Below are 24,557 nucleotides of genomic sequence, written 5' to 3'. Positions count from 1 at the left end.
GCCATGAGTGTGTCGTGGACATGCTATGCGACCGGCGGGTCCGGGGCGGGGGCCCGGCCGTCGCCGGTAGCCGTCACGCGCGCGGTGCCCCGCCGGCGGCCAGCGCGGACTGCAGGCACTCCGCCTGGGCCAACGGTGTGGGCTCCTCGAAGAGGCGGTTGAGCAACGCGCCCTCCAGCTCCGCCGCCTCGAACTCGTCGAAGCCCCGCTCCTCCAGCAGCCTGCCGATGGCCTGGAGCGCGAGCAGTGAATAGCCACCGAGCTCGAAGAAGTCGCTGTGGCGGACGTCGATCGCTTCGACGTCGATCTGCAGGAGTTCGGCCCAGATCCGGCGAACCGATTCGGCCACCCGGACCGACGCGGCCTCGGGCGTCGGGGGTGCGTCGGCGTTCGTCGGGGCGGCGGCGGCCGGGGATTCGGTGGTGCGGGCGGTCGATTCTGTGGACACGTCTCCCCCAGGGGGTCGGATGGCGTCTGCACGGGTCGGCGCCGCCGCCGTTTCGGGGGCGGCTGTGCCGTGGGAGGGCCGCACCGGTGGGGGCGGCGGCCGTCGAGAGAACTCTGCGGGCGGACGAGGGTGTGTCAGCGCTAGGGGGCGCGCGCCCTCGCCGTGGGTGTCGTCATTCACACCCCTGCTTCCGGTCGGTCCGCGGCGGCTTCCAGCAGGGACCGGAACGCCGCGGTGTGGCGGTGAGCGGTCGTCTCGTCGTAGAGCGCGAGGTCGTAGGCGAGGTCGATGGCGTATCCGCCGTGCCGGTCCTCGTCGACCATGACGGTGACGTCGAACTTGGCGAAGGGCACGGCGACCTCCACGGGGGTCACGCTCAGGCCGCGCAGCTGCGGGGCGCGGGCGGACGCGGCGCCGTGGCAGAACACCATCTGGAACACCGGGTTGTGCCGGGGATCCCGTGGCGGTCCCAGGTGCGCCACGATGTCCTCGAACGGCACCTCCTGATGGGCCACCGCGCCCAGAACCGTCTCACGTACCCGCCGCACCAGCTGACGGACCGTCGTCCCCTCGGGCACCTGTGTGCGCAGCGGAACGGTGTGGGTGAACAGACCGATCAGGTCGGCGGTGTCCGGGTCGTCGCGGCCTGCCAGCAGCGTGCCCACCACGATGTCGCGGGCGCCGGAGCTCTGGTGGGCGACTGCCGTGAAGACGGCGAGGATCACCATGAACGGGGTGGCGCCTTCCTCCGCCGCCAGCTCGCGCAGCCGCGCCGCGGTGGCCGCCGGGACGGTGAACGGGCAGTGCACCGTGCCCTGCCGGGACGTGGGTCGGCCGGTCGGCAGCCGTGTGACGGGCGGTGCCCCCGCCAGCTGCTTTTTCCAGTACGCGCGCTGTTCCTGGGCGCGGCGCTCGGCGCCCGGGTCGTCCGCGGGCAGCGGAGGGCGCGCGGGCGGCGAGGAGGGCAGGGGCGCCGGCGCGGCGGCGACTCCGGTCGCGGCCTCGTCGTGGAAGGCCGCCAGATCCCGGAAGAGCACGTCCATCGACCATCCGTCGAAGACGATGTGGTGCAGGACCAGCACGAGGACGTGCTCGTCGGCCGCGACCCGCAGCAGGTGCGCGCGGATCAGGGGGCCACGCCGCAGGTCGAACGGCGCCACGGCCAACTCCTCGACCACTCGGTCAAGTTCACCCTCCGCGTGGCCGCTCAGGTCCAAGCGGGCCAGGGGGAACGCCTCGGCGGTGGCGGGCGGCGCGACCCGCTGGAGCGGCTGCCCCGCCGCCGTGGCGAGGGTGGTGCGCAGAGCCGCATGCCGCCCCACCGTCCGCCGCAGTGCCCGTACGAGGTGGTCGGGGTCGAGCGGGCCCCGTAGCCGCAGGGCCACGGGTTCGTGATACGCGGCGCTCGTCGGGGATCTGCGGTGGTGCAGCCACATGCGCCACTGCGCCGACGTCAGTGGGGCGTCCTCGTACGCGTCCGGCGCCGTCACGGGCTCGTCGGCGCGAGCGCGGCGGCGCTGTCGCGAGATCACCTCGGCCATGGCCCGTACGGTCGGCGCGTCGAACACGGTCCGCTGCCGTACGTCCGCCATCAGGACGTCGCGCAGTCGGGCCGCGAGCCGGGTGGCGGTCAGGGAGTCGCCGCCCCGGTCGAAGAGGCTGTCGTCGAGGCCGATCCGGGACACGTCGAGGGTCCAGGCCCAGAGCGCGGCGAGGGCGGCCTCCAGCGCGGTGCGCGGCGCCTCGCCCCGTGAATCGACGGGGTCGGGTTCCCAGCGCAGGGCCCGCAGGGCCTGGCGGTCCACCTTGCCATGGGGGGTCAGCGGCAGGTCGGGCAGGGCCAGCAGGCGGGCGGGGACGAGCGCGGGCGGGAGCGCGGCGCGCAGGTGGGCGCGCAGCCCGGCCTCGTCGCGCTCCTTCTCCCACACCACGCACGCGCACAGCTGATCGTCGCCCCGTGCGGTGGTGCGGGCCAGCACGGCGCTCTCGGTGACGCCGGGGTACCGGCCGATCGCCGACTCGACCTCGCCCGGCTCGATACGCAGGCCGCGCAGCGTGATCTGGTGGTCGACGCGACCCAGGAACTCGATGGTGCCGTCCGCACGCTGTCGTGCGAGGTCGCCCGTGCGGTACATGCGCGCGCCGGGCCGATCGGCGAACGGGTCGGGCAGGAAGCGCTCGGCCGTGAGCTCGGGCTGCCCCAGGTAGCCGCGCGCCAGGGTGTCTCCGGCGAGGTGGAGCTCGCCGGGCTCGCCCGGGGGGACCGGTCGGCGCCGCGCGTCGAGGATGTGGACGCGGACACCCGGCAACGGCGTACCGACGGGCAGACGCGGCCAGGTCCTCAACTCGGCCGGTGACACGTCGGGTTCGTACAGCAGCTGGGAGACCGTGCCCTCGGTGGCACCGTACTCGTGCACCAGGCGCACCCCGGTGGCCAGCCAGTCGGCCGCCCGGTCGGGTGCGGCCTGCTCGCTGCCCACCACGAGCAGCCGCAGCGAGGCGGGCGGGCGCAGAGTGCCGTCCCGGCTCAGCTCGCGCAGCCACTCGTACCACAGGGACGGGGTGAGCTGGAGGACGGTGACGGCGTACTTGTCCACGGCGGTGAGCAGCCCCGCGCTGTCGGCGAGGGTGTCGTCGGGATCGATGACGAGACAGGCTCCGGCGGCCCAGGTCGAGAACATCTCCTCGGCCGCGACGGAGAAGCCGATGGAGGCGAACTGCAGCACGCGGTCGTCGGGGCCCAGGTCCAGACGGCGGCCGATCTGCACGGCGAGGTTGGCGAGCGGCCCGTGTTCGAGGCCGACGGGCTTGGGTCGGCCGGTGGATCCCGAGGTGTACGCGACCCAGGCGAGGCGGCGTGCAAGAGGCGGGGCGGGGGGTGCCCCCGCGTCGCCCGGCCGCTCCTCCGCTCGCCGGTCCTCGGCTGCCGGGGCACCCGGTGACGGCGATCCTGCCGCCGGGCCGGGCGCCGGACGCTCGTGGGCTGACGAGTCGTCAGCCTCCGAGTCCGTGTAGAGGACGGCTGCCGTGTGCGGGCCCAGGCCCGCCGCCAGGGCGCGCCGGCTCAGGACCAGCGGGGCACCGGCGTCGCGCAGGGCGTCGGCCAGACGGCCGGGCGGATGGGCGGGGTCCAGCGGGAGGCAGGCCCCGCCCGCCTTGAGCACCGCCAGACAGGCCACCGCCAGTTCGGGCGAGCGCGTCAGATGTACACCCACCGGGACTTCGGGGCCCACTCCGTGGCGGCGCAGGCGGCGTGCGAGACGCTCGGCCCGCAGGTCCAACTGCGCATAGCTGAGGCGTTCGGTCCCGCACAGCACGGCGTCGGCGTCCGGTGTGCGCGCGGCCCGCTCCTCGACGAGACGGTGAACGGCGCCGTCGAGCGGATCCGGGGCGGGCGGGCGCGCCGGTGACGCGGGGAGCCGGGTGGTCACGGGACGAGCACCACCTTGATGGCCTCGCCGGCGTCGAACAGCCGGAAGGCTTCGGGGGCTTCGGCGAGCGGCAGGCGGTGGGTGATGACGAAGGAGGGGTCGACGCGGTCCTGGCGGACGAGCTCCATCAGCGGCTCACGCGTGGCGATGGGGTCGCCCACGGCGAACCGCAGGGTCACCTCCTTCGCGAAGGCCTGGATGGTCGGCAGCGGCATCGCCGTGGAGGCGTGGGCGCCGACCGCGCACACCGCGCCGCGCGGCCGTACGATCTCCAGCGCGCTCAGCAGGGCGGCGTCCGTGCCGACCGCCTCAAGGACGGCGTCGGCGCCGCGTCCCCGTGTCAGCTCGCGCACCCGCTCCGAGAGGTCGTCCCCGGGGGCCAGGGCCGTCGCACCGCGCTCGGCGGCCGCTTTGCGGCGGGCCTCGACGGGGTCGACGGCCAGGATCCGGGCGGCTCCCAGCAGCCGGGCGGCCTCGGCCGCCAGCAGACCCACCGCGCCGCACCCGATCACCGCGACGGTGTCGCCGGGGCGCACCTCGCCGCCCAGGGCGCAGGCGTACCCGGTGGCCAGCGCGTCCCCGATGAGCAGCGCCCGCTCGTCGCCGACGTCGTCGGGGATCGGGAAGAGGACCACATCGGCGAACGGGACACGGACCAGCTCGGCATGGCCGCCCGCGAACGGGCGCGCGCCCACGACCGTGTCGTAGCCGAACAGTCCCACCTGCTCGCACTGGTAGTGCCCGCCGTGCCGGCACCACCAGCAGCGGCCACAGGCGATGATGTCCGAGGCCACGACCCGCTGTCCCGGCCGCAGGCCGCGCACCCCGGAGCCGACGGACTCGACGACCCCGGTGAACTCGTGGCCGGTGACGGTGCCCGGAGTGAAGGAGGCTATCTCGCCCCGGTAGGGGTGCAGGTCGGTGCCGCAGATCGCGCTTCTGACCACCCGTACGACCGCGTCGTCCGGTGTCTCGACGCGCGGCGGCGGGGCGTCGTCGGTCAGGGCCACCCGGTGGGCGCCGTGCCACTGCAAAGCCCTCATACGGTGGTCTCCTTCTCGTCGTCGGCGCGGACGGGCCCGGGTGCGCGGGTGGCGTCCCACAGCTCCCGGTGCAGCGCGTCGAGCAGGTGCCGCACCGCGTCGCGGGTGTACCGGGCCGGGTTGTAGATCATCAGGGCGCGCAGCCCGCCGTCCTCGGTGTAGAAGCCGAGATCGAGGTCGAACGGCGAGTAGGGGTCGTGGTTGAGCAAGGTGACGTCCAGGCCCGGGAGTCGCGGCATGACCTCGGGGGTGGTCTGGAAGGAGACGCACACGTTGATCACCGGCCGGGGTCCGGTCCGGCGCAGGCCCAGCTCGGCCACGAGGCGTTCGAAGGGCAGGTCCCGGTTCAGATACGTGCCCAGGAGGGTGTCGCGCACCCGCGGCAGCAGCTCGCGGAACCCGGTGCCCTCGGTGACACGTGTGCGGATGGGCAGCATGTTGACGAACAGGCCGACGGTCTTCTCGAACTCGGGCCGGCTGCGGAACCCGCCCCGGGTGCCGACCAGGATGTCGTCCACCGGCACATGGCGGCGCAGCACCCGCGTGAAGGCGGTGAGCAGCAGCATGTACAGGGTGACGTGTTCGCGGCGGCCGAGGGCACGCAGCCGGTCGTGCAGCGGCTGCGGGAAGGCCGTCCACTCGGTCGCGGAGGAGGTGTACGGCACCGGCGCGGTCGTACGGGCCAGGGTGAGCTCGGGCAGTGGGGCGACACCGGCGAGGGCCTGGCGCCAGTGGGCGACCTGCCGGGTGTGCGCGGGGCTCTGAAGCCACCGTCCCTGCCAGTCGACGAAGTCCGCGTAGTGGGTGCGGACGGGCTCCAGGGGCGCGTGCCCGCCGCGGACCCGGCGGGTGTAGCCCTCCTCCAGCTCGCGCAGGACGACCATCCACCACGACCAGGCGTCGCAGACGAGATGGTGCAGGGTGAGGCGGAAGACGTGTTCGTGCGGGGCGAGCCGGATCAGGGTGGCCCGCGCCAGCGGTCCCTGGGCGAGGTCGATGGGCCGGCCGAGCTCGGCGCGCAGGAGCCGCTCGGCGCGCTGGTGGCGCCGGGCGGGGGGCAGATACGCCAGGTCGATCCGGGCCATCGGTACCGTCGCGTCGGGGACGACGTGCTGGCGGGGAGCTCCGTCGACCACGGTGAAACGGGTGCGCAGCGCGTCGTGGCGGCGCACGACCTCCTCGACCGCGGCGTGCAGGGCGCGCACGTTCACCTCGCCGACCAGGCGGAAGGTCATCGGTTCCGCGTACAAGGTGGTTCCCGCGCGCCGCTCCAGGAACCACATGCCCAGCTGGGCGTGGGACAGCGGCCCGGTGGCGGTGCCCACCGCGGGCCGCGTCGCCGCGATCACCCCTGCCTCGTGCCGTGGACGAACAGCCAGCGCCGGGGCACGCTGCTGAGCCCCAGCTCGCGGAAGACGGTGTGCAGGGCGGCCGTCAGCGCGCGGGAGCCGAGGTCCACATCCGTCAGTCCGGTGGCGCCCTCGACGAAGACCGAGTATCCGCACAGGGCCTGCCAGTCCTCCAGGGTCCACGGGTAGACGTCCTCCTCGGACCGTACGGAGGCGAAGCCCGCCTCGGCCATGAGGGCTTCGTGGTCGGCCGGGGTCAGGGTCTCAAGGGCGATGGGGGCCTCCCGCTCCAGCACCAGGTCGCCGCCCCGGCTGCGCAGCCACGTCCGGGTGGCGTGCAGCCACGCGGCGTAGAAGCGGCGGCTCTCGGGCAGCACGGCGCCCTCGTAGAACAGCGTGTTCAGAGCGAGCCGGCCGCCGGGTCCGAGCAGATCGTGGCAGCCGCGCAGCACTGCCGGGCGCTCGGCCCTGGGGATCTGGTGCATGACGTTGCTGAGCACCACGGCGTCCACCGGCCCGACGATCGCGCCCACGTCCTGGGCCCGGCCGGTGACCAGGCGGGCCCGGGGGTGGTGCCGCAGCCGCTCCTTGGCCAGGGCCAGTTCGTGGTCGGAGGGGTCGATGCCCACCACGGAGCCGAGCTGCGGGAACCGTTCCAGCAGCAGCTCGGTGGCCAGGCCCGATCCGCAGCCGACGTCCGCGACGACGCTGCCGGGGGCGCACGCGCACAGGTCGACGAGCCGCTGGGTCACGTCCCCGTACAGGGGGCGGCGCGACATGGCGTCGAATTCGTATCCCTGGATGAAGGCCACCGTGTCCTCATTTCTGGGTCAGTAGTGCGGCGGTGCCGCCCATGACCGCCCGGTGTTCGTCGGGTGTCAGCGGGGCGCTGTCCGACGGCCACGGCGCGGCGTCGGTGGTGAGACGGGTCATCCGGGCCACGGCGGCGGACATGGTGGCGAAGGGGAAGTCGGTGCCCCACAGGAGGCGGTCCAGCACTCCCCGTTCGCGGGCGTGGGCGAGCGCCGCGGCCACCGTGGGGGGCGACTGGTAGGAGCCGAAGATCGACAGGTCCGCGTACAGATGGGGATGGCGGGCGAGCAGATCGATGCACTGGGCCGTCCACGGGGTGCCCAAGTGCGCCAGGATCAGCCGCAGTTCCGGGAACCGCTTCGCTACCGGCTCCAGCAGCAAGGGGGAGAAGAAGCGGGCGTCGGCGTTCTTGGCGGGGGTGTAGCCGGTGTGGACGAGGACCGGGATGCCCAGGTCCTGGGCGGTCCGGTACACCTCGAACCAGCGGGGGTCGGCCGGGGACATCCGCAGGTAGCAGGGGGCCGTCTTCAGCCCGCGCAGGCCCAGTTCGGTCACGGAGTGGCGTAGTTCCTCGGCGGCGCCGGGCCGGCCCGCGTCCACCGAGGCGAAGCCGGTGAACCGCTGGGGATGGCGGGCGCACAGCTCGGCGACGAAGGTGTTCGGCACCGAGAACCCCTCGACGCGCCGCACCTCGAAGGCGAGCAGGAAGGCGTGGTCCACCCCGGCGGCGTCCATCTCCGCCAGGAGCTTGTCCTCCGGCGCGGACAGCGCCTCGGGGGGCAGACCGGTGGTGGCCATCATCTGGTCGGCGAAGCGGGCGGTGAAGTGGCGGTAGTACTCACCGGCGTGGACATGGGCGTCGATGATCATTGCTCGCCGTCCTGCCCGGCTGTGGAGCCCGTGGCGGCGGGGTGTGGGGGCGGTCCGTCGTGCCAGCGCACGAGCGCGACGCCCTTGGGCTCCAGGCTCAGGTGCCGCACCGCCCGTGGATCTCCGGCGGCGGACGTGCGGTACACCGTCGTCGTCACGGGCGCGGTGGCGTGGTTGACGACCACACCGCGGCGTTCGTCGCCGCGCGCCAGGACGGTGGTCTCCACCAGCGGCTCGTCGGCGAACAGCTCCGGCCGTATGCCTTCCTTCTCACCGATCGCGGCGTACAGCCGGTGCCAGGGCGCCTCCTGGAGCCGGTAGGGCGCGTTCAGCAGGGCTTCCAGCGGTGCGTTGAGGAAGTAGGCGACGCCGCCGCCCCGCTGCCGGCGGGCCAGCGCGGGCGCGCCGTTGGGGTAGCGGGCGAGCGTCTCGGCGAGCGTGCTGTCGACCACGGGGATACGTCCGGCGGGCCAGTGCACCGGGAAAGGGGTGTCGGCCCAGGTGAAGCGGTCCTGCTCGGCCGTGTTCAGGGTGAAGTCCCGGATCCGCACACCGAAGAGCTCCTCCAGGCCCGCCGAGCCCAGCGGATCGCCGGTGGAGTACAGCAGCACCCCGCCCGCGACCGTGTACTCGCCGAGCCGTCGCTGCGCGGCCAGGGGCAGGGGCCGTACGGAGGGGCAGATCACCATCGCGTACCGCTCCAGGTCCTCGGTCCCCGTGAACTCGTAGGGCAGATGGGCCTGTTGGAGCAGACAGTGCGCGTAGAAGGCGGCGGCGTCCGTGTCGGCCCCGGACGCCAGGTACCCGCCGTCGTGGTCGCGGGCCCGCTCCGGCAGGAACACGCCCACCCGGGCCGGCAGCGGGCGGAAACCGGCGAGTTCCCCGGTCACCCGGCGCGCGAAGCCGCGGAAGGCGTCCATGGCGGGCTTCTCGCGGCCGTCCATGTCCAGCAGCCCCACGAAGCGTTCGCCGGGCCGCAGTGCGTACGGCTTGCTCTCGGAGGTGAAGTCCTGCCAGCACCACACGCAGATACCGACGGCGCCCGCGGCGAAGGCACTGTGGGCCGCGGCGCGCAGATAGCGGGCCGCGGTGGCCTCGTCGCAGCCGTAGCTGCCCATCTCGTCGACGAGCACCGGGGCGTGGGCCCGCCCGCGCCGCACCAGGTAGGGCAGATAGGCGGTGGCCTTCTCGGCGGCGGCCGATTCGATGTGGAAGGGGGTCCACAGCGGGAAGCCGTGCAGCGCGACCAGGTCCAGCGGCCGGGCGTGCTCGGGCCGGAAGGCGTGGTCGCCGAAGACCGCCGAGCCTTCGTTGGCCTGGAGGACCAAAGCCCCCGGGTCCGCCGTCCGGATCGCTTCGGCGAGGTCGGCCCACCATGCCCGTACCTCGTGCGCGCCGAGCGAGTGGGACGCGGCCGGGTCGACGTGCGGGATCTCGTCGCCGATGTCGTAGGCGAGGATGTTGGGCGCGTGGCGCAGCGTGCCCGCGATGTGCCCGACGAAGGCGCGCTGCCGCTCGGCCATGACCGGATCGCGCCACAGGTCCCGGCCCGCCCGCCACGGCGGGCCCGCCCGCCACGGCGGGTCGAAGAGCTGCCCGTTCATCCATATGGTCAGCAGCGAGGGCAGAACCAGCAGGTGGTGTCGTTCCGCCAGGACCGCCAGTTCACGCAGCCTGGCGGTCATACGCGGGTCGTAGCTGCCCTCGGTGGGCTCGAAGTCGGCCCAGAACACGAAGATCCGCACGGTGTTGAAGCCGAGCGCGGCCATACGGGCAAAGTCCGCGTCGAGGACGGCCGGGTCCCAGTCCCGCCAGTAGTCGCAGCCCGCCCGCGAGGGGAAGTAGTTGACGCCGACGCAGAACAGGGGACGTCCGTCGCGGTGCAGCACCCCCTCGACGAGACGGGTGCCACAGGCGGGGCTCACCGCTGCGGCGGCCATGTCCGGCTCACCGCCTCGGCCACATGGGCGACGTCCTGGAGCCCGGTCCCGGCGTGCAGCGGCAGCGACAGTTGCCGGGCGGCGACGCTCTCGGTGACCGGGAGGCTGCCGGGGCGGGTGCCGAAACGTTCGCGGTAGGCGGTGAACAGATGGGTGGGCGGGTAGTGCACACCGCTCTGCACACCGGCCGCCCGCAGCTGCGCCTGGAGGTCTTCGCGGTCGAGGCCGTCGGGCAGCACGAGCGGGAACAGATGGTGCGCGCCCTCCTCCACCGGGCGCTCCGCGAAGGGCACTTCCAGGCCGGGCAGCCCCGAGAGCAGCGTGCGATAGGCCCGCACCGCCTCCTGGCGCAGGATGCGGCGCTCCGCCAGCGCTTCCAACTGGACGCGACCGAGGGCGCAGGCGATCTCGGTGGGGCGGTAGTTGAGGCCGAACCCGTCCACGTCGTACGCCGAGGGCCCGCCGCGGTGGCGTTGCTCGGCGCCCACGGTCAGCGCGTGCGAGCGCAGCCGCCTGATCCGGGCGCGCACCGCGGGATCGCGGGCGACGACGGCGCCGCCCTCCCCCATGGCCAGGTTCTTGGTGGCGAAGAAGCTGTAGCAGCCGATGTCGCCGACCGTGCCCAGGACGCCGTGCGCGGTCTTGGTGACCGGAGCGTGCGCGGCGTCCTCGATGAGGGCCAGACCGTGCCGCCGGGCCAGTTCGGTCAGGGCGGGCAGGTCGGCCGTATGGCCGCCGTAGTGCACCGCCACGACGGCACGGGTGCGCGACGTGATCCGGGCGGCCACGTCCGCCGGGTCCACACACAGGTCATGGGCGCCGCTCACCTCGGCGAACACCGGTGTGGCCCCGCACAGGGCGACCACGGCGGCCGCCGAGACGAAGCTCAGTGACGGCAGGACGACCTCGTCGCCGGGGCCGATCCCCAGAGCGAGGACGGCCAGGTGCAGCGCCGCGGTCCCGCTGCTGACCGCGATCGCGTCCTCGACGTCCAGCGCGGCCGCGTAGCGCTCCTCGAAGTCCTGGGTCACCCGGCCCACGGACAGCCAGTTGGCGCGCAGGACCTCGGCGACGGCGCGGGCCTCCGCCGCACCGGTGCTCGGCCCGTACAGGGGGATCTTCCAGTCGCTCATCCGCGCACCGCCTCCTCCGTGGAGTCCGTTTCGGCACCGGGGCCGTGCCGCTCCAGGGCGCCCAGATAGCGCGCCCGGTCGGCACGGAGCGCGGCGTCGGCCGCCGCGAGCTGTTCGGGGGTGCCGATGTCGTGCCAGGCGGCGTCGAGGACATGGCCCTCGACGCGCTCGCCCCGGGCGGAGGCGTCCTTGAGCAGCGCCGGCATGTCGTAACGCGCCCGCCGGGGCAGCAGACGCAGGACCGAGGGTTCCAGGACGTAGATGCCGCTGCTGGCCAGGAAGCTCATACGCGGTTTCTCCCGGAAGCCGGCCACCCGGTTCTCGCCGTCGAGCTCCACCACACCGTGGGCGAGGTCGACATGGCGCGGAACGAGGGCGATCGTCGCCGCCGCCTCGGACTTCTTGTGCCGCCTGAACAGATCGGCGAAGTCGATGTCGGTGAGCAGGTCCGCGTTCATCACCAGGGTGGAGTCCTCCAGCGGCGCGAGCAGACCCAGCGGCCCGGCGGTCCCCAGCGGCTCGTGCTCCAGGGAGAAGCGCAGGTCGAGCCCCGCCCAGCGGGGGCCGTCGAAGCTGGCCTCGATCAGCTGGGCGCGATAGCCCAGCGAGAGCGTGACCTGGGTGAATCCGGCGCTTCTGAGCTGTCGCAGGATGATGTGCAGGATCGGGGTGCCGTCGACCTCGATGAGGGGCTTGGGGACGGTGAAGGTGGCGGGCCTCAGGCGCCGCCCCTCGCCGCCGGCCAGTACGACTGCTTTCACGGGACTCCCTCCGCTCAACTCCGGGCCGGGACCAGTTCGGTGTAGACGCGGTGCACCTGTGCGGCGACCGCGTCCCAGGTGAGCTCGCGGCGCGCCCTGTCATGGCCCTCGCGCCCCATCCGCGCCCGTTCGGCCGGGTCGGCGAGGAGGCGGCTGACCGCGTCCGCCACCGGCCGGGCGGCGGGCGGGACGATCAGCCCGTCCCGCCCGTCCGCGATCACTTCCGCGCTGCCCATGAACGCGGAGCCGATCACGGGCTTGCCGCACATCCACGCCTCGACGAACACCAGGGGGAAGACGTCGACCGTCGAGGGCAGGCAGAGCAGGTCGCAGGCCGCCAGGGCACTGAGTTTGGTGTCCTCGTCCACCCGGTCCAGTTCGGTGATCCGGGGGTCGGCGTGGGCGGCGAACCACTGCGCCCAGTCCTCGTCCCAGCGCGGGCCGAGGAAGACGAAGTGCGCCTCGGGGTGGCGGGCCCAGACGTGCCGCGTCGCCTCCAGCAGCACCCGGTACCCCTTGGAGCGCATCTTGCGGCCGAGGAAGAGCACCACGGGCCCGCTGATGCCGTGCGCGGCACGGAACCCCTCCGGGTCGGCGGTGCCCGGCAGGTGCGCTCCCTGGCCGATCCGGTGCAGGACGGAGTCCGCCACGCCTTCGGCGCGCAGCATGTCGCGCTCCGCGTCGGTCAGGACGAACACGGCGTCCGCGCGGCGGCAGCCCTCCAGTACGGCGGCGCGGTGCGGCCACACGTCCGGCGCGGAGGCCGGTGTCACGGCGAACGGCACGCCCCAGGCCCGGGCCAGACGCAGGCCGGTCCTGATGTTCTCGGGCTGGAAGGCGTCGACGGCGTGCACCAGGTCCGCCGCACGCTCCTCGCCGTCCCGGACCGGCAGCGGTTCGACGCCGATCCCCGCGGCCTTCATCAGCCGCTCGTCCTCCGGGTCCCCCTCGCCGCCGTACAGGCCCACGCGCAGCCCGCGGCGGCTCATGGCCACGGCGAGGGACCGGGTCATCAGCTCGGCGCCCGCTCGCGCGGGGAAGTACCCCTGGTGCACGTACCGCACCCGCATGCCGCTCACCGCCCCGCTCCACGGGAGGCGAGGTCGTGCGCGTACCACGCGTAGGTGCGGCGCAGCCCCTCGCGCAGATCGACCGAGGGGCGGTATCCGGTGAGTTCGCGCAGCAGGGTCAGGTCGGGCAGGCGGCGCACCGGGGACAGGGGCGGTGCCGGGTGCGCGGCGATGCGCGGCCGGCGCCCGGCGGTCTCGAAGACCATCCGGGCGAGGTCGTCCATGCGGACTTCCTCCTGGTCGTTGCCGATGTTGACGAGCAGGGTCTCCTTGGTGGGCAGCGCGGCCAGCGCCATCAGGGCGGCCACGGCGTCGTCGACGTGGCAGAAGGCCCGGGTCTGGTCGCCGCCGTAGACGGCGAAGGGGTCGGCGCCGCCGAGGACGCGCTCGATGAACTGCGGGATGACGTGTTCGTAGCCCATGCGCGGTCCGTAGACGTTGTGGAAGCGCACCATGCGCAGGGCGAAGCCGTGGACTTGGGCGTAGGTGCGGCAGAGCAGCTCTCCGGCGATCTTGCTGAAGCCGTACGAGGAGCGGGGTACCTCGGGGTCGGGGACCAGCAGCGGGACGTCCTCGCCGGTGGGCAGCGCGGCGAGACCGGCCGCGACGCTTCCCGCGTACGCCTCGCTGGAGGAGGCGAAGCAGAAGGTGGCGCCGGACATGCCCGGCCGCCCGGTGAACCAGTCCAGGACGTGCACGGTGGACAGAAGGTTGGTCCGCAGCACCCGCTGCGGTTCCTCGTTGGAGTGGACTACGCCGACGACGGCCGCCAGATGGTGAACGGTGTCGAAGTCGTCGGGCAGAAGGGTGTCGGGAATCGGGGTGGTCAGGTCGTGCTCGACGAGCGTGACACGGTCGAGCAGGGAGTCGAGCAACGCGTCGCGCCGGCCCCTGCTGAAGTCGTCGAGGAGGGTGACGTCGTGGTGGGAGGCGAGTTCCGCGGCCAGATGCAGCCCGATGAACCCCGCTCCCCCGGTGACCAGGATCTTCTCAGGCACTGCCGAGCCTCATTGTCTTCGTCGTCTGCGGAAGCACCCGCCAGGCGTCGTACACCAGCGCCGGCGGGCTCATCCGGGCGATGAGCTCGTCGGCCGGCAGCTCGCCGTACCGGGCGTGGTCGTTGAGCAGGATGGCGGCGTGGGCGCCGGTGAACCCCTCGGTGAGGGTGACGGGGTGTACGCCCAGTGACGCGATGCGTTCGGGCGGGATCACGAAGTCGTGCCCGACCACCCGGGCGACCTTGCCGCGCAGGAACTCCAGCAGCGGCACACAGGGGGCGCCGCGCAGGTCGTCCGTCTCGGGCCGGCCCTTGTAGGCGAATCCGGAGACGAGGACGGTGGACCGCTGCGGGTCCTGGCCGTCCCGGCGCAGCGCGTCGAGCACGCGCTCGCCGACCCTGCGGGGCATGGACTCGTTGAGGGTGCGGGCCGCCATGACCATCTGCGGGGTGTGGTCGTGGCGGGCGAGGGAGTAGGCGAGGAGGTGGGGGTCCTTGGTGAGGCAGCTGCCGCCGACGAAGCCGGGCCTGCTCAGATCGGGGCGCGGATAGTCCGTGTTGGCGGAGGTGATGACCTCCATGGCGTCCAGGCCGAGCTTCTCGGCGATGAGGGCCACTTCGTTGCCGAAGCCGTAGATGAGGTCGGTGTGACAGTTGTTGACCAGTTTGACCAGCTCGGCGGCCTCCAGTGTGGATACGGGGACGACGCGCCCGCTGACGGTGGTGAAGAACCCCGCGGCCAGCTTCGTTGCCTCTTCGGTCAGACCGCCGACGATCTGCGGCAGGGACAGCAGTTCCGCCAGTGCCTTGCCCTGGATGGTGCGCTCGGGGCAGAAGGCGAGCAGCGGCTGGGGAACGCGGCGGGCCAGGGCCGGCAGGACCAGTTCGCGGGTGGTGCCCACGGGGACGGTGCTGCGCACGATCACCAGGGTGTTCTCGTCCGCTCCCGCGGCGACCGCCTCGGCGGCGGCCGACAGATGGCCGAGTTCGGGCGTCGTGCCGCCCGGCGCGATGGGTGTGCCGACGCAGATGACGACGACGGGTGGCAGACGGTGCCCGCAGATGTCGGCCGTGACCGCGAGCGTGCCGTCGGCGGCTCCCCGCTCGATGAGCTCGGCGACGCCGGGTTCCGCCAGCCTCAGGCGGCCTTGTGCCAGGTCGCCCGCGACGGCCGGGTCGCTCTCGTAGCCCAGCACCCGCTTGCCGGTGGACAGGAGGGCGGCGGCGAGGGTGACGCCGACGTATCCCATCCCCACGACGCAGACGTCGAACGGTGTGAAGTCCTGGTGCGCGGTGCGCGATTGCATAGACGTACCCCCTGGGCGCGACTTGGGAAGGTCCGGGTCGGGGCCGGTCAGCCCACGACCCAGTGGGTCTTTTCGGGCCGTCCGCCCAACTGTCGTTTCTGGTCGTCGAGGCCTTTGACCTCGGATCCGCCCGCGTCGACCTCACGGATGCCGCGGTCCCACAGTTTCTTGAACACGGTCAGCCAGATGTACTGCGGAATCGCGGTGAATCCCGTGGCGTCCTTGAACAGGCCGCTCATACGGTCCGCGAAGCGCATCGACATCGTGCAGTACAGCGATGCCCTGTGCGGCGCGGTGCGCTCGCCCGCGAAGAACATCACGGGCACCTCCTCGCCGCCCTGCTGGGCCAGGACGCCGAGGTAGGCGAAGTAGTCGTGTTCGTTGCGGCCTCCGGGCCGCTGGGTGACGATCGCCGTGTAGTCCTCGGGGGTGGAGCCGACGACCTCGCCCTGTGCCCGGCGGGCTTCGAAGTAGCCCTCGACCACGCCCCTGGCCATCTTCGCCTCGTCGGGGCCGTATCCGTAGGGACGGATGCGGAGCTCCAGGTGGTCGTTGCGGGCGAGGAAGTTCTCAAAACGCCGGTAGGCGAGCCGGTTCTTGTTCTTGTGACGCCGGTTGCCGTCCCCTGCCAGGTTCTTCACCACCAGGCGGCCGTCGGCGTCCACCGCCAGCAGATCGTCCAGGCGGTAGACGCGGTTGGGGTAGGTCTCGTCCTCTTCCGGCGCCTCGGGGTGCCAGGGGTCCGCCGCCACCGGCTCGAAGCCGGCCGCCAGGAACAGCGCGTGGTCGTCCGGCGAGAGGTGGCGTACGTAGACGGAGGTGTGTGCCAGGCCCGCCTCGCGGGTCGCGGAGATGAACGACCTGACCGCGGCGACCCGGTCCTTGCCCTTGGGAGCGACGATGTGCAGGTGCTTGCGCTCGTCCTGTTCCTTGCTGAAGTAGCCTACGCCGAAGAGGTTCTGCCCGTCGTGGAAGACCATTCCGTTCGGATGACGGGTGCTGGTGCCCCGCAGGTTGTATCCGTTGGTGTAGAGCATGAGGCCGAGCTGCCCCACCGCGAAGGAACCGTCCTTGAAGTGCTGGATGGCCTCGAAACTCTCCTCCACGGGGCGGAGTTTGTCGCCGAAGAGGCTTTGCAGCCGGGCTTCGAAGTCGTCGCGTTCGGTCGTCGGCGGGCGCATGGATCCCCCTCTGCTGGAAGTCGTCACTCGCTTGCGCGCTTCTCGGTGCGCGGGGACGGGCTGTCCGCGAGGGTCCGTGCCACGCCGTCCATCACGTGCCAGAACAGCTCCTCCCCCAGCTCGCCGCTGGCACCGGAGGTCGTGGTGAGGACCCCCTGGGTGGACATGCGGGCCGCGTCGACGGGGTGGCGGTACACACCGGCGGCGGGCGGAGTGGGGTGGTCCACCCGCACCGGGCGGACCACCTCGGGACGCAGGTACATCATGAGACTGGTCTCGGTCACCCCGGCGTGCTCGGCGTGCCAGCCCGGGAATTCGGGCAGCCGCTTGCGCAGCCAGTCCTCCTCCACCAGGCTCCACCAGCTGAAGGCGACGATCTCGGTGGCGGGGAAGGTGCGCGCCGGGTCGAGTCCGTCGATCGCCTCGAACAGCAGGGCCTCGTTCTCGTAGTGCCCGTTGACGACCACCAGCCGGGCGGGAGCGAGCCTGCCCAGTGCCCGCAGGCACTGGGCGACGTAGTCGATGAAGGTTCCCCCGTCGATGTGGACGGTGCCGGGAAAGCGCAGTCCGCCGCCGCTGTGCGGCAGTGACCTGGCGGACAGCGGCTGGCCCGGGAAGAGCACGCCGTCGACGTCCGCCACCAGCTGCCGGGCGAGCGCGTCGGGAATGTCGTAGTCCACCGACAGGGGCAGGTGCGGGCCGTGCTGCTCAAGGCCGCCCACCGGCCAGACCAGAGTGGCGCCGCTCAGCGCCGCGGGTGTCTCGGGACTGGTCAGATCACCGTAAGCCGTGACGTTCGTGGTCCGCTGCCGCACGCACCTCACCCCTTCCACCGTCAAGTGCCCGCCCCACCACGTCGGCGACGGATCCGCCGCGTGCGCCGAGCCAGGTGTCGAAACCCCCGCGGATCTCCGCCAGGGTCTGGTGCATGTGCGTGTGGAGTGCGGTGTAGACCTGGACGGCGTCGGCGCCCACGGTGAGGTACTCCGCCACGTCGGTGCCGCTCCGCACCCCGCCGCTGCCCATCACGGGTACGGAGAGGCCGCCGCGCCGCAGCTCGTAGATCGCGGCGAGCACCAGCGGTTTGATCCCGGCCCCCGAGTAGCCGAAGGGCCGGCCGAGGAGGACTTCCCCGGTGTCGGGGGACACCGCGAGACCGGCGATGGTGTCGCTGAGGGTGATCGCGTCCGCGCCCGCCTCCACGGCGGCGGAGACGCGTTCGCCCACCTGCTCCCCCACCGCCAGTTTCACGCTGAACGGCAGCGGGGTGGCCCGGCGCACCGCGCCGGTGTAGTCGGCGACCCGCCGTGCGCTGTCGGCCAGACCGCCGTCCTCGTTCAGGCATGAGATGCCGAGCTCCAGAGCGCGGCAGCCGGTGTCGGCGACCCGCGCGGCCAGGTCGGCCAGCGCGGCGGGCGAGTCGGCGTGCACGGACGCGATGACCGGCAGGTCGTCGTCGGCGAACCGGCTCAGCGTCGCGCACCAGGAGTCCACGCCGCGCCGGGAGTAGGTCGTACTGTTGATCATGCCGGTGGGCAGGTGCAGCAGCCGCTCGTCGCCCGCCGGGAGCGGCCCGGGGTGAATGGTCTTGGTGACCACGGCGCCCGCGCCCCCGGTGAGCAGGCGGCGGATGTTGCGCTCCTGGTCGGTGAGCAGACCCGAGCCGACGACGAGGGGGCTGACGAGCCGCAGCCCGAGAACCTCGGTGGCCGAGGCGGCGTGCGAGACGGTCGTCATGGTGTCACCACCGCGTCGCGGCCGACCTTGCCCAGCCGCAGCAGCAGTTCACCGGGGCCGTCGCGGCGCAGCTCGGCCAGGTCGACGCCGCCGACGTCCGCCACGGACGGCAGCCCGCGCAGCAGATGGCTGGCCCCGGCCGGGACCGGCAGGGGGGTCACCATGACGATGGGACGGCCCAGCGCCGACGCCCAGCCCATCTCGATGTGCGTGCCGTCGGTGCGCATCACTCCGCCACCGTCGTCCGCCGGCAGGACGGGCACGAACACGTCGCACCGGCGCATCCAGTCCAGGTCCCGTGCGCTGACGTCCTCCGGCGAGAAGTGCGGTGTGTCCCGGCCGAACCTCTCGACGACATGGGCGGAGAAGACGGTGGCCCCCGCCTCGGTCACCGCCGTGACGATGGCCTGGATCGTGTCGCGCAGCGGTGGGTGGAAGCTGTCGTGCCCGAGGGCGTACTGGATGGGGCCGCCGACGAACACGCGCAGCCCCGACAGATCGACCAGGCTCGTGCCGGGGGCGCCGCCGGAGGTGGTTTCGCTCATGCCTTCCCCTCATCTCCCCCGCGCAGCGCGAGGTGGTGGATGGTGATCTGGGTGTATTCCAGGAGGCCCCACGCTCCGTACTCGACGCCCGTGCCCGAGTGCCGGTGGCCGCCGAACGGCACGTCGTGTCTGAGGTCGCCGTGGGTGTTGATCCACACCGTTCCGCAGTCCAGCCGCCGGGCCGCCGCGGCGGCCTGTTCCGGATCGCCCCACAGGGAGCAACCCAGCCCGTAGGGGGACGCGTTGACGCGGGCCGTCACGGCGTCGAGATCGTCGTACGCGATCACGGGGATCACGGGGCCGAACTGTTCCTCCTCCTCAAGCCGCGTCCCCTGCGGCAAGTCCGTGACGACGGTGGGGGGATAGAAGTGGCCGGGCCGCTCCAGGGCGCGGCCCCCGGTGACGAGCCGGGCGCCCCGCCGCACCGCGTCGCCCACCAGCGCGGTCACATGGGCGAGCTGCTCACGGCTGACCAGCGGGCCGAGTTCGGTCGCGGCGTCGAGGCCGTCACCGACCACGGTGGCCTCGGCCGGCGCGGCCAGGGCCGCGGTGAGCTTGGCGTGCTGGGCTCGCGGCACGTAGACGCGCTTGACCGCGGCGCAGAACTGGCCGCTGTTGACCATCGCCCGGTCGAACAGCGGACGCGCCAGGGCCTGTGCGTCGGCGCCGGGCAGCACGATGGCCGGGTCGTTGCCGCCCAGCTCCAGGACGGTCCGTTTGAAGTCCGCGGCGGCGGACCGGGCGATGGCGCGGCCGGCGGCGATCGAGCCGGTGAAGGAGATCAGCCGCACTGCCGGGTGTGCGGTGAGCCGGGCCCCCAGCGCGGCGTCGCCGCTGATCACCCGCAGGACGTCGGGCGGCAGGACCCGTCCCAGCACCTCGCCCATGAGCAGGCTGGACAGCGGGGTGGCGGGCGAGGGCTTGAGGACGACCGTGTTGCCCGCCAGGAGCGCCGGGGCGATCTTGCACACGGCCAGCAGGACGGGGTAGTTGGAGGGGGCGATCGCCGCGACGACACCGTGCGGCACCCGCTCCAGGGTGACGCGGGCCGTCGGCTCGTCCACGATCCGGTCGGCGTGCAGGGCGAGTTCGGCGGTGTGCGCGAACCAGTCGGCGGCCAGCCGCACTTCGTGGTGCGCGTGCCGCAGCGGCTTGCCCTGTTCCCGGGTCAGCAGGTCCGCGACGTCGTCCTCGGCGTCGCGCAGCGCGTCCCGGCAGGCGAGCAGGTACGGACGCCGGCTCTCCAGCGGCAGTGCCGCCCACCCGGGGAACGCCCGGGCCGAGGCGGCGAGGACCGCGTCGAGTTCGGCGGCGGTGCAGCGGGGAGCCTGCGCGAACACCGTGCCGTGCGCGGGGTTCTCCACGTCCATGGCAGCCTCACGTGCCAATGCTTCCGTGAACACAGTCGACTCCCCCGTCACCCGGTGCTGCGGCATCCCGCACCCTGCTCGGACAGGTTCCAGTCTCACCACGTGCAAGTGCCTGGGGCATCCTCCGCTTTGGGGTATGCCCATTCGGCTACGGCCAGGATCCGGTCATCCCCGGGCAGCCGTCCGCGGTGGCTGGGCGGCCTGCGGGCCCCGGCCCTGATCGAGTCGTGGCCAGGAACGTTCGGGCTGCTCGGCGCAGTCCACGAGGAGCCGTTCGAGGTCGCGGAGGAAGATGTGCACCTCCTCGGGCGACAGGGCGGCCGTCTCGGCGCACAGCACGAACCTGAGCCACCCGGGGTCGGTGTCGACGACGACCAGGAAGAAGGTCTCCGCTTCCTCGAAGTCGCTGGAGGCGACGACGGTACGGGCCAGGGCGGCGCGGATCTGCTCGGCGGACGCCGTCCCGCCCGGACTCCGCGGATCGTGGTCGGTGCGGATGTCGTTGAAGCAGCAGGACAGTTGGAGCGGCTCGCCCCTCCTGCGCCCTTCGGCCCGGATCAGCTCGTTCGCCCCGTCGGGGTCGAACAGGCCGTTGGCGTACGCGAGGGTCCCCGCGGCGAAGGCGCGGCGGGCGACGGCCCGCACGTTCTCCCCGCGCAGGTCGAAGCTGGTGAGGACCTCCTGGTGCACAGGTTGGCCACGCTTCGCTGGAGTGCGGGGTGCGTGCGGTTGGCGGCCAACAGCCTCAGGGCGCAGGTCTGTTGCCCGGAGCGGGCGCCGAGCAGCAGTGCGACCGCTGTGAGGAGCACCGCGGAGGTGCTCACCCGCCACCGGACGGCCAGGGCACGGATGGCAAGGAAGGCGGCCGCGGAGTCCATGGCCGCGCTGTAGCGGTCCGGTCGGCCGGGCCCCTGCGGGGCGGGACGGCCGGGGAACATCGTGGTGGGGGCGCTCGCCAGCTGCTGCCGCCAGTGTGTGTGGGCCCGGGCCAGCAGGGCGCGCCCCTGTGGGGAGTGCTCGAAGTCGGCCTGTTCGACCGGCTGGCGCGTCACGGCGGGCGGCGGGGCGGGGGTACGGGCGATCCGCGCGGCCAGCAGGGGCAGGACTTCACCGGCCAGCGTGCGCATCGACATGAGGTCCGCGGCCAGGTGCGAGACACAGAAGGCCGCCATGACGGGCGCGTGCCCGGTGACGACGACCAGCGCCCGCAGCGGCGGGCCGTTCCGCCGACCAGCCCCCCACCGGGCCGCAGTCGAAGTCCTACGCGCGCCGCCCCGCGACCACCCCACACGCCACCGCCAGCGGCACCTCCGCACACACGGCCAGTGCGACGGCCATCACGCGCTCGGGGCCCGCCGACGTCGTCACGTCGAACCACGCGTCCATCAGCAGCAGCGCCCCCGTCGCCGCCGCGACAGGCGACACCCGAGGGTCCCCGCGCCGCAGCAGTACCCCCGTCCCCGCGAGCCCCACGGCGAGCCCCGCGTCCAGGCCGATCCAGGCGAGCGGCCAGTTGGAGACCTCCACCGTCTGCGGCAGGGTCTTCGCCAGTACGGCCATCCACGGCACCAGGGCGATCCCGGCCCCCGTCAGCAGCGTCGCGAGGCGCGGCCGGCGGATGCGGATCTGCGGGGCGACGAGCGTCATGGCGGTGGATCTCCTTCCGGCCGGGCGGTCTCTCCGCCGGGCACGGCAACAAGCCTCGCCCGCCGGGCCGTTGAGATCAGTAGCGCGACTGTCCGACCTTGGGGTGGTGCCAGCTATACCCCCGGGCGGGCAGTAGCGTGATGGCACCGCTCCGAACTGGGCGTTTACGGTATGCGCATGGCAACTCCCGGCCCGCTGCGGCGCGCGTTCGACTGGGCCGCCGCGCACGCCCCGTGGTCGGCGTGGGCCTGGCGCAACACCACCTTCGCCGTGGCGGGCATACCGCTCGCACTGCCCGCCGCCGGCTCGATCACCTACCTGGTCATGGCGCCCGGACACACCCCCGGCGCCCTGCTGTTCGTACTCGTCCTCAGCCCGCTCCTCACCGCGCTCCAGCGCAGCCGCTTCTGGTCGCTGCTCGGCCTCGACGTGCCGGGCATCGTCCGGCGCAGCCGCCGCTTCAGCTGGCGCGGGCTCGTCGAGCGGCTGCGCTCGGAGTCGACCTGGCGGCAGTACGGCTACCACCTGCTCGTCGCCCCGCTCGCCGCGACGGCCGGTGTCCTGGTCGTCGGCGGCTGGGTGGTGGGCTTCGTCTGCGCCTTCGTCCTGTCCTGGCTGTGGGCGCTGCCGCTGGACGCCCGGCTCCCGAACTGGACCGACGCGTACGTCCTGTTCTCCGTCGGCGGGGTGCTGCTCCTGCTCGCCACCCCCTGGTTCGCCGCTGCCGCCGCCCGGCTCGACGGCCACGCGGCCGCCGCCCTGCTCGGCCCCAACCGGGCCAAGGAACTGGAGCGGCGCGTGGAGACCCTGGCCGAGAGCCGCGCCGGGGTCCTGGACGCCGCCGACGCCGAGCGCCGCCGGATCGAGCGCGATCTGCACGACGGCGCCCAGCAGCGGCTGGTCTCCCTCGCCATGAACCTGGGGCTGGCCCGCGCCACCCTCACCGATCTGCCGCCCGAGGCCCGGGCCGTCATCGACGAGGCGCACCGCGAGGCCAAGGAGGCCATCGAGGAGCTCAACAACCTGGTGCGCGGGCTGCACCCGGCCGTCCTGGACGACCGGGGCCTGGACGCCGCGCTCTCCGGCATCGCCGCGCGCGCCCCGCTGCCCGTCGAGCTCACCGTCGACATCGCCCGCCGCCCGTCGCCCACCGTCGAGGCCGTCGCCTACTTCGTCGTCTCCGAGGCGCTGGCGAACGTCGCCAAGCACGCCCGGGCGACGCGCTGTTCCGTACGGGTGCGCCGCCGTGCCGACCTGCTCACCCTCACCGTCTCCGACAACGGGGCCGGAGGAGCCGACGCCGGCGGCGGCACCGGACTGCGGGGACTCGCCAAACGCGTAGGGTCCGTGGACGGGACCATCCGGATCAACAGCCCCCTCGGGGGCCCGACCGTCATCACTGTGGAGCTGCCGTGCGGGCTGTGATCGCCGAGGACTCGGTGCTGCTGCGGATAGGACTCGTCAAGGTCCTGGAGATGGCGGGGTTCGAGGTCGCCGCCGAGGCGGACGACGCCGACGGGCTGCTCGCCGCCGTCGAGGAGCACCGGCCGAAGCTGGCGCTGGTCGACGTGCGGATGCCGCCCGGCTTCACCGACGAGGGCGTCCGCGCCGCTCTGATGATCCGTCAGCAGTGGCCGGACACCGCCGTGCTGCTCCTCTCCCAGTATGTCGAGGAGCGGTACGCGGCCGATCTGCTCACCGCCCGGACCGGCGGCATCGGCTACCTCCTCAAGCAACGGGTCGCCGACGTCGAGGAGTTCATCGACGCGCTCCGGCGGGTGGCCGGCGGCGGCACCGCGCTCGACCCGCAGGTCGTCGCCCAGCTGCTGCTGCGCCGGGGCGGCGGCACCGACCCGCTGGAACGCCTCACCCCGCGCGAACGCGAAGTCCTCGCCCTGATGGCCGAGGGCCGCTCCAACGCGGGCATCGCCGAGCAGCTGGTCGTCGGCGAGAGCGCCGTCGCCAAGCACATCAACAACATCTTCGCCAAGCTCGACCTGCCGGTCGCCGACGGCGACCACCGCCGTGTCCTCGCCGTGCTGCGCTTCCTGGACGGCGGCTCATGAGTACCGGCGTCCGGCCCGGCGCCGCACGTGCGGCCGCCACGGACCCGGACCGCCCGCGGCACCGGGGGCGATGGAGCCTGGTCGCCCTCCTCAGCGCGCTGTTCGTGGTGGCGCCGCTGGGCATCGAGGTGTACGCGCAGTACGCGCGCCAGACCACCAGCCACACCAGCGTCGAGACCAGGGACCATCGCCCGGTCAAGGCCGTCGAGGTCGAGGCGGGCAGCGCCGAGCTGACCGTGGCCCCCGGCGGCGAGGGCGAGGTCCGCATCCAGGAGCGGTTCTCCTGGTCGCTGCGCAAGCCCAGAGTCCGCAAGGAGTGGGACGGCGACACCCTCAAACTGCGGCCCGAGTGCGACGGCCGGTTCGCCGTCACCAGCCTGGGCTGCTCGGTCCAGCTGGATCTGACCGTCCCGGCCGGGGTCGATCTGCGGGTGCGCAGCGGCTCCGGCACCGTCCGGGTCAGCGGCCTCACCGGCCCGCTCGACATCGACGGCGGCTCCGGCAGTGTCAAGCTCTACGGGGTGAGCGGACCGCTGAAGGCCCGCGTCGGCTCCGGCTCGTTCAGCGCCGCCGCGATCGGCTCCGCCGAGGCCGAGGTGCGCTCCGGGGCCGGCCACGCCGAGGTGGAGTTCCTCAAACCGCCCCGCCGGGTCACCGCCTCCGCGGGCTCGGGCAGCCTCGAACTCTTCGTCCCCACGGGCTCCCGCTACCGGATCCAGGGCACCAAGGGGTCGGGCGCCCGGCACATCGAGGAGTCCCTGCGCGACCCGGCCGCACCGCGCACCCTCGACGTCTCGGCCGGCTCGGGCACGGCGACGGTGGACTACACCCGCTGGTAGGCGATGTGCG

General features: G+C 73.1%; 22 protein-coding genes and 1 pseudogene. 3 read left to right on the top strand and 20 right to left on the bottom strand.

Going from position 1 to position 24,557, the window contains the following annotated elements:
* Positions 1–73 precede the first annotated feature (73 nt).
* The 20 genes and pseudogenes from A8W25_RS33915 to A8W25_RS09990 all read right to left on the bottom strand — a co-directional run bounded on the left by A8W25_RS33915 (position 74) and on the right by A8W25_RS09990 (position 21,642).
* Positions 74–448, bottom strand: a complete 375-nt coding sequence (locus tag A8W25_RS33915; protein ID WP_067158751.1) for an acyl carrier protein — start codon at positions 446–448, stop codon at positions 74–76.
* A 176-nt stretch (positions 449–624) separates the two neighbouring features.
* Positions 625–3,879: a non-ribosomal peptide synthetase gene (locus A8W25_RS10080; RefSeq protein ID WP_067158749.1), complete on the bottom strand. Its 3,255-nt coding sequence runs from the start codon at positions 3,877–3,879 to the stop codon at positions 625–627.
* On the bottom strand, positions 3,876–4,922 hold the full coding sequence (locus tag A8W25_RS10075; RefSeq protein ID WP_067158747.1) for an alcohol dehydrogenase family protein: 1,047 nt from the start codon (positions 4,920–4,922) through the stop codon (positions 3,876–3,878). The genes A8W25_RS10080 and A8W25_RS10075 overlap by 4 nt, the downstream gene beginning before the upstream one ends.
* Positions 4,919–6,271 (bottom strand): condensation domain-containing protein, encoded by a 1,353-nt coding sequence (locus A8W25_RS10070; RefSeq protein ID WP_067158745.1) that lies wholly within the window; start codon positions 6,269–6,271, stop codon positions 4,919–4,921. Before A8W25_RS10070 ends, A8W25_RS10075 begins: the two co-directional genes overlap by 4 nt.
* Complete coding sequence (locus A8W25_RS10065) at positions 6,268–7,083, bottom strand: class I SAM-dependent methyltransferase (protein WP_067158743.1); 816 nt, start codon at positions 7,081–7,083, stop codon at positions 6,268–6,270. Before A8W25_RS10065 ends, A8W25_RS10070 begins: the two co-directional genes overlap by 4 nt.
* 7 nt (positions 7,084–7,090) lie before the next feature.
* Positions 7,091–7,954 (bottom strand): amidohydrolase family protein, encoded by an 864-nt coding sequence (locus tag A8W25_RS10060; protein WP_067158741.1) that lies wholly within the window; start codon positions 7,952–7,954, stop codon positions 7,091–7,093.
* Positions 7,951–9,894 carry a beta-galactosidase trimerization domain-containing protein gene (locus tag A8W25_RS10055; protein WP_067158740.1) on the bottom strand — a complete coding sequence of 648 codons (1,944 nt, stop codon included), beginning with the start codon at positions 9,892–9,894 and terminating at the stop codon, positions 7,951–7,953. Before A8W25_RS10055 ends, A8W25_RS10060 begins: the two co-directional genes overlap by 4 nt.
* Positions 9,876–11,027, bottom strand: a complete 1,152-nt coding sequence (locus A8W25_RS10050; protein ID WP_067158738.1) for a DegT/DnrJ/EryC1/StrS family aminotransferase — start codon at positions 11,025–11,027, stop codon at positions 9,876–9,878. The genes A8W25_RS10055 and A8W25_RS10050 overlap by 19 nt, the downstream gene beginning before the upstream one ends.
* A complete protein-coding gene (locus A8W25_RS10045) occupies positions 11,024–11,788 on the bottom strand; it encodes a nucleotidyltransferase family protein (protein WP_067158737.1) in 765 nt (254 codons plus the stop codon). The genes A8W25_RS10050 and A8W25_RS10045 overlap by 4 nt, the downstream gene beginning before the upstream one ends.
* A gap of 14 nt (positions 11,789–11,802) precedes the next feature.
* The gene (locus A8W25_RS10040; RefSeq protein ID WP_234386433.1) at positions 11,803–12,858 is read right to left on the bottom strand and encodes a glycosyltransferase family 4 protein; all 1,056 of its coding nucleotides are present in this window, start codon (positions 12,856–12,858) and stop codon (positions 11,803–11,805) included.
* A gap of 5 nt (positions 12,859–12,863) precedes the next feature.
* Positions 12,864–13,856: an NAD-dependent epimerase/dehydratase family protein gene (locus A8W25_RS10035; protein WP_067158735.1), complete on the bottom strand. Its 993-nt coding sequence runs from the start codon at positions 13,854–13,856 to the stop codon at positions 12,864–12,866.
* Positions 13,849–15,162 carry a nucleotide sugar dehydrogenase gene (locus A8W25_RS10030; protein WP_067158734.1) on the bottom strand — a complete coding sequence of 438 codons (1,314 nt, stop codon included), beginning with the start codon at positions 15,160–15,162 and terminating at the stop codon, positions 13,849–13,851. Before A8W25_RS10030 ends, A8W25_RS10035 begins: the two co-directional genes overlap by 8 nt.
* Before the next feature lie 47 nt (positions 15,163–15,209).
* On the bottom strand, positions 15,210–16,343 hold the full coding sequence (locus tag A8W25_RS10025) for a hypothetical protein (RefSeq protein WP_067158732.1): 1,134 nt from the start codon (positions 16,341–16,343) through the stop codon (positions 15,210–15,212).
* Positions 16,344–16,366: 23 nt separating this feature from the next.
* Positions 16,367–17,158: a creatininase family protein gene (locus tag A8W25_RS10020; RefSeq protein ID WP_067158730.1), complete on the bottom strand. Its 792-nt coding sequence runs from the start codon at positions 17,156–17,158 to the stop codon at positions 16,367–16,369.
* Positions 17,121–18,080: an alpha-hydroxy-acid oxidizing protein gene (locus tag A8W25_RS10015; RefSeq protein WP_067158728.1), complete on the bottom strand. Its 960-nt coding sequence runs from the start codon at positions 18,078–18,080 to the stop codon at positions 17,121–17,123. The genes A8W25_RS10020 and A8W25_RS10015 overlap by 38 nt, the downstream gene beginning before the upstream one ends.
* On the bottom strand, positions 18,077–18,625 hold the full coding sequence (locus tag A8W25_RS10010; RefSeq protein WP_067158725.1) for a nucleoside 2-deoxyribosyltransferase: 549 nt from the start codon (positions 18,623–18,625) through the stop codon (positions 18,077–18,079). Before A8W25_RS10010 ends, A8W25_RS10015 begins: the two co-directional genes overlap by 4 nt.
* Complete coding sequence (locus A8W25_RS10005) at positions 18,622–20,028, bottom strand: aldehyde dehydrogenase family protein (protein WP_234386369.1); 1,407 nt, start codon at positions 20,026–20,028, stop codon at positions 18,622–18,624. The genes A8W25_RS10010 and A8W25_RS10005 overlap by 4 nt, the downstream gene beginning before the upstream one ends.
* Positions 20,029–20,160: 132 nt before the next feature.
* Positions 20,161–20,685 carry a hypothetical protein gene (locus A8W25_RS10000; RefSeq protein ID WP_067158723.1) on the bottom strand — a complete coding sequence of 175 codons (525 nt, stop codon included), beginning with the start codon at positions 20,683–20,685 and terminating at the stop codon, positions 20,161–20,163.
* A gap of 20 nt (positions 20,686–20,705) precedes the next feature.
* Positions 20,706–21,284, bottom strand: a pseudogene (locus A8W25_RS35685) (condensation domain-containing protein); the annotation flags it as partial.
* The gene (locus A8W25_RS09990) at positions 21,256–21,642 is read right to left on the bottom strand and encodes a hypothetical protein (protein WP_067158714.1); all 387 of its coding nucleotides are present in this window, start codon (positions 21,640–21,642) and stop codon (positions 21,256–21,258) included. The gene A8W25_RS09990 and the pseudogene A8W25_RS35685, both read right to left, overlap by 29 nt.
* 177 nt (positions 21,643–21,819) lie before the next feature.
* On the opposite strand from A8W25_RS09990, the gene A8W25_RS09985 reads away from it, so the two are divergent.
* Genes A8W25_RS09985 through A8W25_RS09975 form a run of 3 tightly spaced genes read left to right on the top strand, consistent with a single transcriptional unit; the run spans position 21,820 to position 24,547 of the window.
* Complete coding sequence (locus A8W25_RS09985; protein WP_067158711.1) at positions 21,820–23,067, top strand: sensor histidine kinase; 1,248 nt, start codon at positions 21,820–21,822, stop codon at positions 23,065–23,067.
* On the top strand, positions 23,055–23,708 hold the full coding sequence (locus tag A8W25_RS09980) for a response regulator (RefSeq protein ID WP_234386367.1): 654 nt from the start codon (positions 23,055–23,057) through the stop codon (positions 23,706–23,708). Before A8W25_RS09985 ends, A8W25_RS09980 begins: the two co-directional genes overlap by 13 nt.
* Positions 23,705–24,547, top strand: a complete 843-nt coding sequence (locus tag A8W25_RS09975) for a DUF4097 family beta strand repeat-containing protein (protein WP_067158709.1) — start codon at positions 23,705–23,707, stop codon at positions 24,545–24,547. Before A8W25_RS09980 ends, A8W25_RS09975 begins: the two co-directional genes overlap by 4 nt.
* Positions 24,548–24,557 lie beyond the last annotated feature (10 nt).

It is taken from the genome of Streptomyces sp. ERV7, from assembly GCF_001653515.1.
Lineage (GTDB): Bacteria > Actinomycetota > Actinomycetes > Streptomycetales > Streptomycetaceae > Streptomyces.
The sequence above is the reverse complement of the archived record's forward strand: the minus strand, read 5'-3'. Positions and strand labels throughout refer to the sequence as shown.

Bases quoted from the DNA above. Each gene is read 5' to 3' on its own strand.
- A8W25_RS10075 (WP_067158747.1), bottom strand. From the start codon at position 4,922: ATGAGGGCTTTGCAGTGGCACGGCGCCCACCGGGTGGCCCTGACCGAC.
- A8W25_RS10060 (WP_067158741.1), bottom strand. From the start codon at position 7,954: ATGATCATCGACGCCCATGTCCACGCCGGTGAGTACTACCGCCACTTC.
- A8W25_RS10055 (WP_067158740.1), bottom strand. From the start codon at position 9,894: ATGGCCGCCGCAGCGGTGAGCCCCGCCTGTGGCACCCGTCTCGTCGAG.
- A8W25_RS10050 (WP_067158738.1), bottom strand. From the start codon at position 11,027: ATGAGCGACTGGAAGATCCCCCTGTACGGGCCGAGCACCGGTGCGGCG.
- A8W25_RS10040 (WP_234386433.1), bottom strand. From the start codon at position 12,858: ATGCGGGTGCGGTACGTGCACCAGGGGTACTTCCCCGCGCGAGCGGGC.
- A8W25_RS10030 (WP_067158734.1), bottom strand. From the start codon at position 15,162: ATGCAATCGCGCACCGCGCACCAGGACTTCACACCGTTCGACGTCTGC.
- A8W25_RS10025 (WP_067158732.1), bottom strand. From the start codon at position 16,343: ATGCGCCCGCCGACGACCGAACGCGACGACTTCGAAGCCCGGCTGCAA.
- A8W25_RS10015 (WP_067158728.1), bottom strand. From the start codon at position 18,080: ATGACGACCGTCTCGCACGCCGCCTCGGCCACCGAGGTTCTCGGGCTG.
- A8W25_RS10010 (WP_067158725.1), bottom strand. From the start codon at position 18,625: ATGAGCGAAACCACCTCCGGCGGCGCCCCCGGCACGAGCCTGGTCGAT.
- A8W25_RS09990 (WP_067158714.1), bottom strand. From the start codon at position 21,642: ATGACGCTCGTCGCCCCGCAGATCCGCATCCGCCGGCCGCGCCTCGCG.
- A8W25_RS09985 (WP_067158711.1), top strand. From the start codon at position 21,820: ATGGCAACTCCCGGCCCGCTGCGGCGCGCGTTCGACTGGGCCGCCGCG.
- A8W25_RS09975 (WP_067158709.1), top strand. From the start codon at position 23,705: ATGAGTACCGGCGTCCGGCCCGGCGCCGCACGTGCGGCCGCCACGGAC.